The organism is Campylobacter concisus (genome assembly GCF_015230015.1).
GTDB lineage: Bacteria > Campylobacterota > Campylobacteria > Campylobacterales > Campylobacteraceae > Campylobacter_A > Campylobacter_A concisus_AF.
The window spans coordinates 23141-38935 of record NZ_JAAKZC010000011.1 but is presented as its reverse complement, the minus strand read 5'-3'; the positions used below and the strand labels follow the sequence as shown (position 1 = coordinate 38935).

Sequence of the window (15795 nt, the reverse complement as noted above, 5' to 3'; positions counted from 1 at the left end):
GGTGGAGTAATATATACAAAAGGTGCATCCAAGCAACAAGTAAAAGCTATTATGGCTAAATCAGCAGAGAAATTTAAAAGAGTAGTTAATGACATCTTATCTAACAAGTATGGATTGAATAATATAGAGCCTTTAAGCATGGATGAAGACCAACTAAAAAAGCAATATGAAAGCTTTAAAAGTGCAGCACAAAAGGTTAAGAAAGGCAAAGAAAAAGATACACAGATGAAGATAGAAACAAATGTGGTGATCGAGCCAAAAGCCAATACAAAAGAGCAAAATATAAGTGTTGAAGAGTTACTAGCTGATGCTAGAAATTCTACAACTGATTATCTATTAAGAATGATAGAAGAAGATGAGAGTTTCAAAAAAGACTATTATGATAGAGCAAAGAGGCTTAATGCAGTGGATATAAGAGAATTTTTGCCTATGATCAATGCAAAATTTAACATCACCGCAAAACCTGAAATGGTAAATGACAAATATAAAGTAAGAGTGGATGGGTTTAAAGGAACTTATAATCTAACTGATCTAATGTGTAAGATAGTCTATAATGGCAGAAAAGGAGCGTTATTTCACGTAGTTAATGAGCTAGAGCAAATGCTTATAGAGCTTCAAGCCAATAAAAATGAGCCAAAAATAACATTAAGTGTAAGCAGTGACTTTAGTACGCCAAATAAAGATCCAAAAGCTCAAGTGCTAAATAGCTGGGAAACGATACAAATAGAGCCATACAATCTAAAATCAATACTTAAAAACTATTCAGCTATATCAGTGGCAAGTTTTAAAGATAAAAACGAAGAAGATAGCAGTATTGATAGCATAACTCCTACGCTTATATATGATATAGATAACTCTAAATTTACTGCAAATGATGCTCAAAATTTACTGCAAAGCAAAGGGATAAAAGGCTTCATATACCCAACCACCTATCAAGCGCCAGATACAAAAGTAGAGAAATTTAAACTCATCATACCCACAACAAGGGCTCCAAGCTTAAATGAATATGATGAATACATAAAAGAGATAACAAGAGAGCTTGGATTATATAACATAGTAAATAACTCCAGCTTACATCCTAGTAAATTTCACTACACTCCAGTGCCAGGATCTGAACTTGTAAGCATTAGTGGAAAAACTTTTGATAATACAAGAGCCATTGAAGATGCCAGCCTAAAAACAGATATTAATAATATGGATATTAAAGCCATATATGAAGTTTTACAAAATCTAAGAAAATATGAGCTTAGCTGTGAGCCAAAAGATAACAACTTGCATATTAAAAGAGCAAGCTACCAAGCTATTTCATCAAAGATTCCAATAAAAGAGTTAATAGAATACTTTGACGAGAGCACTGTGTTTAAAAAATATAAAAATCATCAAATACTTTCTGGCAATAGCGGCAGATATCTATACTTGTCAGAAGAAAATACAGCCTATTCTTTTAGCCAAAATAGACACTATACTCCATATATCTACATTAGAGATAAATTTTATGAGGCAGCCAGAAAGATAAAAACTGGGCTTTTTAATGATGACGTCATTAAAAAGATAGGACTTAAACAAAATGAATATGAAGGATTCGTAAAAGTTATCGATGACCATCTAGATATAAATAGATACTATTTAGCTTTTATAAATAGAACTGAAAACTTTAAAAAATATCTATCGGATATAGCTAAGATTAACTATAAAGGCTTAATTTATAATATAAAAACATATATGAAAGATTGGCAAGATATGCAAGGCTTTAATAAGCTAAAGGAGCGTTATAAAACAGATAAGATATCTCTAGCAAATGATCATATATCGTTTGGCTCACTAAAAATAACAAAGCAAGAGCTATACGATCAAGGACTTGATAAGAACTTTGGAATCGAGCAATCAACACAACAATCAAGTGAGATAAAAGCTATAGAGCAAAATGTAAAGTCAGGATATGATGGTTTGGAGATGTAGACTATTATGAGCTGTTATAGAAGCCAAATTATTAGCATTGCATCTTCTTAGCTGTCTCTAATCCATAAAACCATGGCAAAGCAAACATATCATCATCTAGTTTTACAGCCCTGTCTTCAGTGTAATAACACCTTTGCATGAAGACTTTTCAAACTCTTGCACTGATGAAAATTGCAGCAGATGTGCCAGCACGTCTGTGCCAGTGGCAAAAATTTTTAGGTATCTTTATGAGCCTTTTTAGAGCGTTGTTAAAATATAGACCAAATCAGAGATATTTTGTTTCTCTGAGCTTATCGATGGTCTATATCATCACTTAAAATATCTATCAAATTTTCATCGCTATGGTTTAACTCTTTTTGAGAAAGTAGATATAACTCTACTCAAAATTTTTTAGTTCCAACTGCATTAAAAACTAGGTTGCATTGTTTTTAAAAGATCAATCCTCTTCTAAAATTTCACAAAGTAGCCATCCAAACGGCTGTTTATTGATAAGCCAAGCTGTGGTCTCCTCCTCTTGGATAGATGGTTTTCCCCTGCCTCTCATTATTTTTATCCTTCTCGCGCCATCTACCGTAACGGCTCTTGCACCACTATGCTTTCCAACTCTCAATAAAAATTGATTATCCGTAAGTTTTAAATGCTCGTATTTCTCAATAAATTTATCAGATAGTCCTTCGCGTGTAAATTCGTCCGTTTCATAGCTAAACTGAGAGGCAAATATCGGCATATAGTGAGAGTTGCAAGCTTTTATTAGCTCGTCTATGCCAAATTTATTATTTTTTATCGTAAATGTTGTTTTAAATTCACTTTTTGAATTTATTGCCTCATATCTTACTGGTATGCCTTGACTTGCATTTTGGTCTCTTGATGCCCTATTTCTTTTTATATTTGTAGCAACAGAAGCAAAAGTATGTGACTCTATCACCTCACTATCAGCCACTAGAAAATCACCAAAATACTCTTTTGTATCATAGCTTTTACTCTTTTTATAAAGCATTTCACCAAAAGCTGTAGCTATAGCGCCTTTTAGTGAGCTTCCTGGGATTATGGCTTTTTTTAAATTTGGAGATATAAGTGTCTTTTCGACCACTAGTTGGTTTATGACTTTTTTGCCACCACCTTCTCTTTGAACTACCTTGCCTATTTTGTCATTATAGTCTTCTGCGATGTTTTTTAGTGCCTGCATTTTGTAGTAAGAGACCTTTTTTGCCAAAGAACTCTTCTCTTTTATAAATTTTTGCAGCTTCAATATGCCATCACCAGTAGTGTCTGAGGCTATTTTCATAAATTCATCTTTAGACTTCTCGTCAAGTTTTTTAAAAAACTCAAATTCATCAAAAACATACATATAGTATTTATCGTCCGCGTCTCTATCTATGACGTAATTCATGGGCTCATAGGCCTCTCCAGTACCTATATGTATAGGACTTATAGGTTTTAGTTTGATTTTATAATTTTTAGTTTCATTGTGCATTTTTTATCTCCGTAGCTATTAGTATGCTATATCCTTGGTGCACTGTGTTTGCGTTTGTAGAGTGTCCGCTTATAGCCTTTCCTATATACTCTTTTTCGCAAATTTCTTCATATATCACCACGCTACCGCTATCTGCCATTAGGAGTGGGCTTTTAAAAGGATTTGTACTTGCAAGCCCTCCACCATGTTTGCCAAATCTAGTAAATGGCTCATAGTAAAATTCTTTTAAATTTTCATCATCTATCACGACTGGACTAAGCGTCATGAAGGCATTTGAGCTCTTTTTTACGGACACCTTCTCAAACGCTCTGTACTCAAATGCCCCTTTGCCTATGCTAGCTCTCTTACCATATCCACTTTTAGATACAACTTCAAGCGCTTTTTCTAGTTCGTCAAGTTTAAATTTATCATCTAGTAAAAAGTAGATATCTTGCTTGCTAAATTTTATCTCCATTAAAGCATAAGGCGCAAATTTACCGCTCTCATCGGTCGTAAACGTATGGTAGTTTATGGAGTTTTTGATCGTTGCATTCTTTGTTAGTTCATAGCCAGCCTCGCCACTTGTTTTAGCATTTTTGAAATTTCCGCTTTGCAGATCCTCCATGCTAAGCCAAATTTTCTTTCTATTTTCTTTTTTTAGCTCCAAATTTTCGCCCAAAAGATGACTTGGCATGCTAGGCTTTGGCAGATATCCGCTAGCAAAGCCATCTGATACTATCAAAAATGGCTTTTTGTCATAGTCACTTAGTAGCTCATTTAGCCTATCTTCTCCAAGCCTATATCTGATCGCCCAGCAAATTTGTCCAAACAAAGTATCACCCTTTAGTGGCGTTGTGAAATTTGACTTGGGTGTTATGGTAGTTTTATAAAGTGTCATTATTCCCACCTTAAATTTGTAAATTCAACCCTTCCGTAACCTCTTGAGCCGCTACCGCCTAGATAGTCGTTTTGTATTAGCTTAAGTCCGCTCTCAACCATCTCTTTTAGCTCGTTTTCATTGTCATTATAAGGCTCTTTTTCATCAAAAACTTTTAGTCTAATAACAAGGTCAAATTTCACTCCAGCTGGCACACGCTCGATCTGGCGAGGATGCTCGGCAGTTCCACTTTCTCTGTTGATCACGTTTTCATATTTTGCTTCGCTTAGTTTTAGCCCTTCACTCTCGCTAGACAACAAACAATCCCCAACGCTTATCCTAGTAATGCCAAATTTATTCTCTTTATCGCCAAAAATTTTTAGTAAATTTTGTGCCGCTTTTTTATCTGGCTCTGGTACTTTTTCTAAAATTTTAGAGTTAAATACTTCTCCTTCACCATATCCAACCAGCCTATTATTCCACTCTAGCAAGCTTCTCATTTTACCTTTTAGCGAGCTTCCAGGGATGTAAGGCTTACTTGTGTTTATATCTTTTATCACCTGCGAGTCTATGCCACCTATCTTCATAGTATCATCGCCGCCACCTATATGAAGTCCGCTTAAAAGCTCTATTTGTCCCTTTAAAGTTAAAATTTTCATATTCTCTCCTTATTTTTTAGCAAAGCCTATAACGGCCTCAAAAAAGAGTTTAAATACCCTTAGATCATCTTTTGTCTTTACCTGAGCTACACATTTATTTATCATCTCGACAAATTCATCACTTGAGCATTTTCTTGACTTAGAGTAAGCCGCTTTTGAATTTAGCATCTTTACAAATGGCAAAACTTCGCTGAAGTCTTCACTATTTGACTTTTGCTCTAGCTCGATTATATAGTCATAAAATGCTCTTATCTGAGTAGCTTTTGTTCTAGCAGAGACTAGATCAGCGACGCTCTTTGCTGTTTCGTCAAACAAATTTGGATTTTTCTTGTAGTCCAAAACTATCGGCGGTAAAAAGTCAGCTTGCGGTTTATTGCCGGCATTATAGTTGCCACCGCCACTTCTATTGTATCCACTCATCGTTCTCTCCTTTTATATATGTATTCACAAATAGCCATCTTACTCTCCTTTGGATTGTTTTCTATCACATTATTTAGCATAAGAAGTAGCTCGTTCATCTCACCACCACTTTGCATATTTCTAGTAAAGCTATAGCTTAGCTTTGACTTCCACATCGTATTTTTCACATCCTCGCATACTTTTTTGCTCATCTCGCAAAGCTCAAGTAGCCTATATAAAAACGCTGTATTGTCTATATTAAATTTAGTAAATTCATCTAAAATTTGACTTCTGACATTTAGATAGCTATCCCACTTAGCAGTCTCTCCAAAGATAGTGATCGCATCTTTTCCACTCATCTCTTTTGAGCTCTCTAGCCACTTTTCGCTAGTTTGCGCAAGAAAGCTTATAGGCGTAGATGGTTTTGCTAAAACGATGCCAAAAGAAATGCTTAGATCCTTTGCCTTTATAAATTTCATAAACTCTTGCCTTACAAAAACAGCAAGCTCTATCATCTGATCGTAGCTACCAACTATCAGCAGATCATCTCCTCCTGCAAAGACCGTGTAGCTATTTTCAAATTTCTCTTTCATCTTTCTTGGCACATATAAAGAGAAAAAATTATTTATCCCCTTTGAAAATGTGTCAAAATTTGCAAAGTTTTGCGTAACATCGCTATGTTTTATGAAATTTCCCATATTATCCACGTCAGCTTTTATCACGGCGATCGCATTATCTCCGCGCGATTTTTTAGCCAGATCTTCAAAATCCACTATGCTGCCCGCATTTTTAGCGACGTATGATCTTATATTTTCACTTATCTCAAGATCTACATCCATAAAGTCTATGCCTATATCTTTGCTATTTATCTTCTTACTATCGCCAGCTAGCTTTTCGCCAAGACGTACAAAGGCGGCACAAATTTCGCATTTATCTTTGTCGTGAGCTATCTTTCTTATATTGCAGATCCTGCAAAGAGTTTGATTTGTTATGCCCTTGTCGTATGAAAGCACCGGTTCTTGCTCTTTTAAATTTAACTTTTTAAATTTCTCTAGCTCCACAGCCTTGCTGATCTTATCCCTTAGCTCTTTATATCGCTTGGGCTCCGTAAAGTCAGCCCTTTCGCACTCTACGCAAGATAGGCTAACACCGCTAACGCCAAAGAAATTTTTTATAAAATAAGCATTTATAACGCCTTTTATCTCTTTAAAAGCAGCTTCATCAAATTTAGGGGATAGTATCTCAAATTTACCAGCCGTGCATGATAAGATACATTTTTCATCTATGCCCAGTTTTTGGCAGATAAATTTAGCCAAGACCATCATGAAAAGCTCGCAGAATGCAGACTTTGCCCTTAGTACCTTAGCCGCGTTTTTTGAGCCTAGGTTGTCAAATATAAATTTTTGTATCCCGTAAAAGTCTCCGCCTATTAAAAACATCCTATCTTGCAATATCTCATCTATGCTCTTAGATCCTTGCTCCAAAGAGACAAACTCATCATTAAAATAACTGCTAAATTTGCTCATTTATATCCTCCGTTTCTATTTTCCCTAGTCCAAAAACAGTCTGCTTGCCTACGCCTATTATCTCGCCTAGCTTTAGTAGCTCCATACACTCTTTGCTAACGCCCCTCATCTCTAAAGACCCCGTCAAGCCGCCAAAATTCATAGTAGTGTTTTGTCTATTGCTACGCCTAGTTAGCTCCACGTATTTTAGGTCTTTTTTGGTTATCTCGCCCCTTATCTCGCACTCTAGCGCCTCGTGAGTTTGTCCAAAGAGGCCAAGCCTTCTTTGGTAAATGGAGTTTAGTATCTCTTTTAGACTTATATTGTCATTTTTTAAAAAAACATTATCTTTTTTTATCCTAAGCGGAGTTATAAATTTGACCCTGACATCGCCCACGTCACCATCAAAGCTAAATTCTCTTATATACTCTTTAGGCAGGCTTATTTTATCCTCCGCCAAGCACGCCTCACCATTTACAAACATATCAAATTTCTCATACCTAACCCTATCTTTACCAAGTCCATATCTCTTTAGCATCATATATGCCGCAGAGGCGATATATGGTAGTTTTTCACACGCACTCTCTAGTAAAACTATGCCAAAGTCATACACTTTAGCCCCTAACTTAAAGTCCAGCCTATATCTATGGTAGCTATTTTTCTTCTCATAAAAGTCGTAGTATAAACAGCTCTCATTTGCAAAGCACTCATCGCACTTATGGGCGTGATTTATACAGCTTACACTTTTTAGCGCATACCCAAAGGCTCCTCGCACCTGCGAGCCGATAAAAAATGGCGGCTTTTGTGACGGCTCAAATTTCACTCTAAGCTCGGCATACCTCATCTAAACTCCTTATCTTCACATAGTCTAAAACCGCACCCACCATGCTCTTTTTTAGAGCATTTTTTCTATTTATTTTAAGTTTGGGGATAAATTTATTAAGCTCTGGTAGTTTTATCAGCATGTCAAGACTATCTCTTGTCGCCCTTATATCGCTAGAAAAGGTCAAAATCATATTAGTTTCATTATTCACTTTAATGCTCAATTTTAAAATTATCTTATTATATATGATTTAAAGACAAATGTTTATATTTTTTAGATTTTTATTTAAAAATTATTATTTTTTATATATTTGTGCATACCTTCATCGCTCTTGTTTTTAGTTTAAATTTCCATCTTTTTGGCTAAAATTTCAAAAATTTGTGATTTTAAAGATATTTAAAATAGGTTCTTTTACTTATCATTGTTAAATTTGACCTGACTAAGGGGATTGAAACTTAACCTGCAACTCGCAGGAGGCTCACTCTGTCAGCATTTAAACAAATTTGACCCGATCAAGGGGATTGAAACGCATCGTAGTGAAACATACTCTCGTTAAAGTCATTATTTAAACAACTCTGACCCGCTCCAGGGGATATGGCGACCCATACCACACTTAAAAAGGTAAATTCAAAATGTTTACTAAAAACCTAGAACACATATTTACAAAAGCTACTTTAAGCTCCGCATTTGACGAAATTTATGCAAATTCTTTGGGTTTAGACGAGATCTCATATACTGATTTTAAAAAGAACTTCGACGAAAACGTAGACCATCTCATACGTTCATTATTAAATGGCACCTACACACCAGAGCCGCTAAGAAAGATAAACATCCCAAAAGAAAATCGCAATGGCGTAAGACCCATAGGCATATCCTCTATAAAAGACAAACTAGTTCAAAAAGTCCTATACTCAGAGCTTAGTCCATACTTCGACGAGACATTTTTATCAAATTCCTACGCCTACCGCCCACACAAATCCACCTACAAAGCCATAAACAGAGCCAGTAGCTTCATAAACGAAAATGACTGCTGGGTATTAAAAGCCGACGTAAAAGACTTTTTCGAGTCGGTAAACCACTTAAAGCTACTGCAAATTTTACAAAAACATATAAAAGACACAAAGATCATAAACCTTATCTCGCTCTTTTTAAAAACCGGTGGATTTTTAAAGCGCGACTTTAAAGAGCACAAAGTCGGGGTAAACCAAGGCGATATACTATCTCCAATGCTATCAAACATCTATCTTGATTTAATGGATAGATTCATAAACAAGACTACTGATAAATTTATAAGATACGCAGATGACTTTATCGTATGCTTTGCAGAACAAGACGAAGCTTTAGAATTTGAGCAAAAGCTAGATGACTTTTTAAAACTACTAAATTTATCTCTCAACAAAGAAAAAACAAAAGTCGTAAACATAAACGACGGTTTTGTCTTCTTAGGCGTTCGTTTCTTTGGTAAAAACCGCTGCGTAGATAACGACAAAATTCAAAAGATCATCTCAAATTTACACTCCGCAAGCAAAGAAAAGTCAAATTTCATAGACTATATCGATGAGATAAACGCTATCTTGCTTACGCTTAAAAATTACTATCTAAAGATCATACCGCCAAACTCACCGCAGATAACGCAGATAAAAGAGCACCTCATAGACTCTTTAGCCCAAAAGATCGCCCTATACAAACAAAACAAAAGTATAAATTCAAAAAAAGAGTTCACCCTCTATCTTGAAAAGATCGACTTTGGAGTATTGTTTGGTCAAAACGAGATAAAAGACAAGATAACACTAGCCATAACAAAAGGCTATGACAAATACCTATCTCAAAAAAGCTACGAAAACGAGCCCCGCAAGATAAACCAAAAGAGAAATTTCTACGCCACCAAGATCGCCTCGGATTCTACGCTTCATATCAACCAAATAGGTGTCTATCTAGGCCTTAGCAAAAATAAATTTACCATAAAGCAATACGGCAAAATTTATAAAGAATTTCCCATCTCTAAAATTTCCCGCATCATCGTTGATGGCGAGCATATCTCACTATCTTCTGCAGTGATATGGCGCTGCGCAAGAGAAAAGATCCACATCGATTTCATAGACAAGCACTACGTCCCATACGCTACCTTACTAGCCTACAATAGCACCTCTACACAGACAGCACACAAACAAGCCATGCTCCTCAACACACCAGCCCAGCTATATCTCGCCACATCTTTTGTCGAGGCAAAGATAAGAAACCAAACCAACTATCTAAAATACCTAAACAAATACCATAAATTTCTAACTCCAAACATCCTAAAACTAGAAAATATCCTAGAAAGAAAGCTAAAATACGTCAAAAACACAAACGAGCTCATGGGATTTGAGGGCTCGGCTGCTGCTATTTACTGGGACGGCATAAAGAGTATATTACCGCTAGAATTTGAAAAACGCATAACATTTGGCGCCAAAGATATCGTAAATTCCTCACTAAATTACGCCTACGCCATACTTTACTCCAAGGTTCAAGAGTGCCTATATCTAGCAGGCCTTAGCCTACATATCTCATTTTTACATGCGCTTGACAGCACAAAGCCGACCCTAGTCTTTGACATGATAGAGCAGTTTAGGACATTTATGGTAGATAGAGTCATAGTCTCGATGCTAAACAAAGATGAGCCCATCTCACTAAACAAAGAAGGACTTCTCACCGACGCTTCTAAAAAGCTCATAGCGCAAAATATGAAAGAAAAACTCGGTAGCTACACTATGTGGAAAAAGGAGTCATGCAAATGCGAAAACATAATCATGCAAGAGTGCTACGACCTAGCTCGCTTTATAAACGGCGAGAGCAAAAGCTATAGACCTTTTGTAGGGAAATTCTAATGAAATTTGTAATAGCCTACGACATACAAAGCGATAAAAATCGCAAAAAGCTCTCAGACATCCTTGAAGGCATCGGCTACCGCGTAAATTTTAGCGTCTTTGAGTGTGAGCTCAATGAAGCCAAGCTCAAAAAACTGATAAAGTCCGCCAAAGCTTTGCTAAATGTCAAAACAGATAGCCTTAGATTTTACAGACTATGCGAAAACTGCGTGGGAAAAAGCTTTGAGCTATGCGATAAAAAAGGTATCTTTGAGATGCAAGAGCTCTTTGTCTAGCTTATGTTGTTCTTAAATTTCTTTTGGATTTTTGATTTGCGAACTTTTTTAGCTGAAATTTGACCCTTTTTAGCTAAAATCTCACGAAATAGGTTCGCAAATCTAGTTTTTTCAAAATATCTCTCATACATTTGCGAACTTTTAGTTATGCCTAAGTTTAGGATAGCCTATTTTAGGACCTTGCGAAACTTATATACCGCTTAAAGTTCGCAAACCTATAAAATTTGAAATTTTGAAAAGAGATTTGCGAACTTTTTTGAGATGACAAATGCCTAAATTTATGGGTTCTTTCACTTATCATTGTTAATTTTATGGAGTTAGTATTTTTAAATACCTATACATTTGCGAACTTTTTTGAGATTTTCACGAATTTTAGGTATCTTTAAAGCCAGTTTCTTAAATAATTTTGCTAATTTTTCCTTTGCAAAAATAGTCTTTTAGGCTATTTAAACAAATTTGACCCGATCAAGGGGATTGAAACGAGCTAGCAACTTATTTTCAATGCCCTCAGCTTCTTCAAAATTTAAACAAATTTGACCCGATCAAGGGGATTGAAACATGAGTGTCATACTGTAATAATTAGCATTCTCCTCATTAAATTTAAACAAATTTGACCCGATCAAGGGGATTGAAACACCTTGTGCACTAACTTCGGTTCTGACATCATTATATTTAAACAAATTTGACCCGATCAAGGGGATTGAAACAGAAACTCATAAGTGCTTCCTTACCAGTTCCTTGAGCATTTAAACAAATTTGACCCGATCAAGGGGATTGAAACTAGACGTTGATTGGGCACCCAATGTATACCATTGCCCCATTTAAACAAATTTGACCCGATCAAGGGGATTGAAACATGCAGACGCATCGTTACCGCAGAATTTAACTGCGGATTTAAACAAATTTGACCCGATCAAGGGGATTGAAACGAGCTAGCAACTTTGTTTCAATCTCCTCCATGTCCTCGAATTTAAACAAATTTGACCCGATCAAGGGGATTGAAACTGAGTTGGGTGAGCATGAACATCTCCACTAAAAGCTAAATTTAAACAAATTTGACCCGATCAAGGGGATTGAAACAAATTAGACATTGTAATCTCCTTGTAAAAAATAAAATTATTTAAACAAATTTGAACCGATCAAGGGGATTGAAACGTCTAGCAAATTTGAATTTTCATTTTTTTCATTTTACTCATTTAAACAAATTTGACCCGATCAAGGTGATTGAAACTTTTTATATATTGTTTATCATCAGGAAGATTTTTTAAAATTTAAACAAATTTGACCCGATCAAGGGGATTGAAACACTGTAATAATCAGCTTCGCTCTCGTCTATTTCATTTAAACAAATTTGACCCGATCAAGGGGATTGAAACAATTTGGTTTTTACCTTTAATTAAAAAATCACCTGGGCATTTAAACAAATTTGACCCGATCAAGGGGATTGAAACCACCTGAAGACATGAAAGAGAGGTTAAATTCCTTAACCTCCATTTAAACAAATTTGACCCGATAAAGGGGATTGAAACGACCACTAGGTACCTTAATGTAGCAGTGTTCGATACCTTTATTTAAACAAATTTGACCCGATAAAGGGGATTGAAACAACACTAGTGTCAATAAGATGTACTTAATGTACATAGGATTTAAACAAATTTGACCCGATTAAGGGGATTGAAACATCTAATGTCATGTACTTGACATTTTCGCAATGTCCACTTATTTAAACAAATTTGACCCGATTAAGGGGATTGAAACTCAGTTGCGCCTTCTTCTAGACATTCTTGCTTAGATTTAAACAAATTTGACCCGATTAAGGGGATTGAAACCATTTTCTTGCTCTTAGAAAAATCACGATAGGGCATAAAAATTTAAACAAATTTGACCCGATCAAGGGGACTAATGAAATTTGGTAAAGTTTTAGGTAGTGGCTTATATTGTTATTTGTAAAAATAAATGAGTGGTGCTTATATGCGTTTATTGGATAAATTTGGATAAGAACAGATTGGCTTAGATTTATGAAAAACTACAATAAAGATAGGTTTTTGTGATTTGCGTAGATAAATAAAAGCTACGAAAACGAGCCATGAATTTTGCTTCATGGCTGCATGGGCCAACTATTTAGAAGTTGGCTTCATGCGAAATGTGCCCTTAGTCGTTTGGACTTTGGTATAGCCACCAAAGCTTTGACCCACTTTTTGGTGAGCACGAGCAGATGAGTAAGACCTGCTTGAAGACGATGAAGAAGACTTTGAATAAGAACGTGAATAGCATTTTGCCATTTTAACCCCTTTGTGTTGAATTATTTTGTTTTTACATAGACTACTTCAAATGAGCCATGAATTTTGCTTCATGGCTGCATGGGCCAACTATTTAGAAGTTGGCTTCATGCGAAATGTGCCCTTAGTCGTTTGGACTTTGGTATAGCCACCAAAGCTTTGACCCACTTTTTGACTAGCACGAGCAGATGAGTAAGATCTGCTTGAAGATGATGAAGAATAAGAACGTGAATAACCTTTTGCCATTTTGGCCCCCTTGTGTTGAATTATTTTGTTTTGTTGGGAGAATTATAAAAGAGTGTATGGACATATTGTGTATAATTCATAAAAAACTTTAGAATATAAAGGATAAAGTAATGGACGCTCAAACTAGGATACTATGGCTACTTAAAAAGCTAAATCGTGGCGAAATAATCGACACTGCACAAGACGAGCTGTGGGTAAATGAAAAAGATGATACTCCGAGGCTAAACTATAAAACAATAAGACGAGACTTTGATGCTATAAAAAGTGTATTTGGTGAGATAGAGATAAAGCGAACAGATCCTGGCTGCTACCAGGCTATCAATACAAATTTACTTGATGATTTGCTCGATGAGAGAAAGAGAAATGTCCTAAAGATAATCTACACGATGCTTGCCAAAAACTCTCAAAAATTTAACGAAACCAGCAAGAAAACGGCTATATCTCAAGCTATAAACGAGTCTTTGGGCGTTTATGACTTTATCACAAGTCCGATCGAGACAGAGCTAGATAAAAGCGTCATCAAAACGCTAGAAGATGCGATACGCTACCGCAAAAAACTCGCGATAGAATATACCCCGACAAATAGGTCTGATAGCAAAGAATTTAAGGAGGTAAAGCCATATAAAATTTTGCTAATCAATGAAAATTTATATCTAGCAAATAGCAACAACGAGTATGATTTTTCACTTTTTAGGATAGCTGGGATAGTAAATTTAGAGGTTATCAAAGGCGAAACGTTTAATCACGACTACAACATCGATGATTTTATAAAAAACATCCAGACGCCATTTGCTGTTTTTTCGCATGAGTGGAGAAGCTCGCTTATAGAAGTACGGCTCGAGATCAGCCCACAAAAGGCCTTTTTGTTTGAGAGAAAAAACTTTTTTCGCTCACAAAAGATAATAGAGCGAAAACCAGACGGGGCGATCGTAGTTAGCTATCATTTTACGGATCTTAAAGAGATAGAGTTTTTCATAATGGAATTTTTAGGATACGTCAAAATTTTAGCCCCAATGGAGCTAAAACAAAAGATCATAAAAAAGATAGAAGAAGGTAAAAATTTACTCTAAAATAGCCTTTGAGGCATACTTTTAACCAGTCTAAAACATGCCTCAAGTGACTTATCTCCTATGCCAGGAGCTTTTAGTAGAGAGCTTAGCGAGTGATATAGTCCGCTATCTATCGCATCTTTGATAGCTTGAAATCTTATATTTTTTACACCTAGGGCTTTGGTTTGCCTTTTTAGCTCGTTGATATCAAAATTTAGCGCAAAGTCATCATACAAATCATCACTTGCATTTTCATCAAATTCCCAAATTTCGCACTCTATTTCTAGAGGCTCCAGAAATTCCATCATCAAATTTATAACTTCGTCTTTATCAAGTCCGCCATTTGCAGCGCCAAGAAGCGGAAATGCGACACTATCGATGTTTTTGCTAGCATAAGTGTTTATAAATTTTTCAAGACCAGCTTTGATATAGCTCATTTTAGATGGGTCTTTCCAGTGCTTTTTAGTAGGGAAATTTAGCACTTGTCGTCCATCATTTGCTTTATATAGCCATAGCTTGCCTATATCTATTTTATTTGGGTTGTCCTCACTACAAAGCTCGGCATATCGCACAAACATCTCAGGATAGCGCAGCCTAAACTCATAGGCTATACCAGCACCCATGACGCCTACGCAGTTAATGGTATTTACGATAGTGCCTGCCTTGGTGTTAAATATATTTCCATTTTTTAGAGTTACCATTTTTTATCCTTAGAAAAATTTAGCTGGATCAACTATGACGTTGATATTATACATTTTAAGATCGCCAGCTAGTTGCTCTTCGATAGCTTTTTTACTAATTTGATCTTTAACATATATAGAGCGTATATAGCGGCTATAAACTACATCATTGATCAAAATTTCTGCCATCATTTTTTGCTTGATATCATCATATCTAATGCCATTATTGCACCATCTTTGAGAAAAAACCTCATTGAAATTTATGAAATTTGTATTTTGCAAGTCTGGCAAGTATTTACTAAATTTGGCATCATCTGCAGACGCATTACGATTTGATATCAAAAAATCATCTTGGTGATCTTTAATAACTCTAACATCAAATCCTAAAATGATAACACGGGCATTGTTTCTATTTTTATAAAGCATAGCATTGCGAGGATTAAAATAAAATGGGACATAGTCGTGAATTTTATGTCCATATATGTGCTCAATCTTTTCACGTCTTGCATTAACCTCTTGGTTGCTAATATCTACTTGTCTGTAGGTGTTGTAATGATTTTGCAAGCCACGTAGTAAAATATTTTTCAAGTTGTTAGAGTCTGTCATATGAAAAATTTCGCTCATGCCGTCTAAGAAAGTTTGGTTGCTCATTATAACCTCCGTTATTTTTTCGGAGATTATAAGAGGCATTATAGACATATAGTGTCTATAAAAAATATTAAAT

13 protein-coding genes and 1 CRISPR repeat array are annotated in these 15795 nt (G+C 35.7%); of the genes, 4 read left to right on the top strand and 9 right to left on the bottom strand.

Annotated elements, in window-relative coordinates:
* Positions 1–138 precede the first annotated feature (138 nt).
* Positions 139–1959, top strand: a complete 1821-nt coding sequence (locus G6W42_RS06955) for an aminotransferase (protein ID WP_242042713.1) — start codon at positions 139–141, stop codon at positions 1957–1959.
* Positions 1960–2395: 436 nt separating this feature from the next.
* Here the strand turns inward: G6W42_RS06955 and G6W42_RS06950 are convergent, their stop codons facing one another.
* From G6W42_RS06950 to G6W42_RS06920, 7 genes are read right to left on the bottom strand one after another with little or no spacing between them, the layout of a single operon-like run.
* Positions 2396–3433 (bottom strand): RAMP superfamily CRISPR-associated protein, encoded by a 1038-nt coding sequence (locus G6W42_RS06950; protein ID WP_194173456.1) that lies wholly within the window; start codon positions 3431–3433, stop codon positions 2396–2398.
* Positions 3423–4310 carry a type III-A CRISPR-associated RAMP protein Csm4 gene (csm4, locus tag G6W42_RS06945; RefSeq protein ID WP_194173455.1) on the bottom strand — a complete coding sequence of 296 codons (888 nt, stop codon included), beginning with the start codon at positions 4308–4310 and terminating at the stop codon, positions 3423–3425. Before csm4 ends, G6W42_RS06950 begins: the two co-directional genes overlap by 11 nt.
* Complete coding sequence (gene csm3, locus G6W42_RS06940; RefSeq protein ID WP_103588909.1) at positions 4310–4948, bottom strand: type III-A CRISPR-associated RAMP protein Csm3; 639 nt, start codon at positions 4946–4948, stop codon at positions 4310–4312. Before csm3 ends, csm4 begins: the two co-directional genes overlap by 1 nt.
* A 9-nt stretch (positions 4949–4957) precedes the next feature.
* Positions 4958–5368 (bottom strand): type III-A CRISPR-associated protein Csm2, encoded by a 411-nt coding sequence (gene csm2, locus G6W42_RS06935; protein ID WP_103641905.1) that lies wholly within the window; start codon positions 5366–5368, stop codon positions 4958–4960.
* Positions 5365–6873: a type III-A CRISPR-associated protein Cas10/Csm1 gene (cas10, locus tag G6W42_RS06930; protein WP_194173454.1), complete on the bottom strand. Its 1509-nt coding sequence runs from the start codon at positions 6871–6873 to the stop codon at positions 5365–5367. The genes csm2 and cas10 overlap by 4 nt, the downstream gene beginning before the upstream one ends.
* Positions 6860–7696, bottom strand: a complete 837-nt coding sequence (gene cas6 / locus G6W42_RS06925; protein ID WP_194173453.1) for a CRISPR system precrRNA processing endoribonuclease RAMP protein Cas6 — start codon at positions 7694–7696, stop codon at positions 6860–6862. The genes cas10 and cas6 overlap by 14 nt, the downstream gene beginning before the upstream one ends.
* Positions 7677–7886, bottom strand: coding sequence for a hypothetical protein (locus G6W42_RS06920; RefSeq protein ID WP_149718925.1), 210 nt, complete (start codon positions 7884–7886; stop codon positions 7677–7679). The genes cas6 and G6W42_RS06920 overlap by 20 nt, the downstream gene beginning before the upstream one ends.
* A gap of 421 nt (positions 7887–8307) precedes the next feature.
* Between G6W42_RS06920 and cas1 the strand changes: the two genes are divergently transcribed.
* The 3 genes from cas1 to G6W42_RS06905 all read left to right on the top strand — a co-directional run bounded on the left by cas1 (position 8308) and on the right by G6W42_RS06905 (position 14412).
* Positions 8308–10542: a CRISPR-associated endonuclease Cas1 gene (gene cas1 / locus G6W42_RS06915; RefSeq protein WP_194173452.1), complete on the top strand. Its 2235-nt coding sequence runs from the start codon at positions 8308–8310 to the stop codon at positions 10540–10542.
* Positions 10542–10817, top strand: a complete 276-nt coding sequence (cas2, locus tag G6W42_RS06910; protein ID WP_087578414.1) for a CRISPR-associated endonuclease Cas2 — start codon at positions 10542–10544, stop codon at positions 10815–10817. The genes cas1 and cas2 overlap by 1 nt, the downstream gene beginning before the upstream one ends.
* Positions 10818–11261: 444 nt before the next feature.
* Positions 11262–12723: a CRISPR direct-repeat array (repeat unit 37 nt; unit sequence ATTTAAACAAATTTGACCCGATCAAGGGGATTGAAAC).
* A 729-nt stretch (positions 12724–13452) separates the two neighbouring features.
* Positions 13453–14412: a helix-turn-helix transcriptional regulator gene (locus G6W42_RS06905; RefSeq protein WP_194173451.1), complete on the top strand. Its 960-nt coding sequence runs from the start codon at positions 13453–13455 to the stop codon at positions 14410–14412.
* On the opposite strand, the gene G6W42_RS06900 is transcribed toward G6W42_RS06905, so the two are convergent.
* Both G6W42_RS06900 and G6W42_RS06895 read right to left on the bottom strand, forming a co-directional pair.
* Positions 14409–15092: a macro domain-containing protein gene (locus G6W42_RS06900; protein WP_194173450.1), complete on the bottom strand. Its 684-nt coding sequence runs from the start codon at positions 15090–15092 to the stop codon at positions 14409–14411. The two genes, G6W42_RS06905 and G6W42_RS06900, sit on opposite strands and share 4 nt — an antisense overlap.
* A gap of 9 nt (positions 15093–15101) precedes the next feature.
* Entirely contained in the window at positions 15102–15722 is a 621-nt protein-coding gene (locus G6W42_RS06895; protein WP_194173449.1) for a DUF4433 domain-containing protein, read from the bottom strand.
* Positions 15723–15795: the final 73 nt, after the last annotated feature.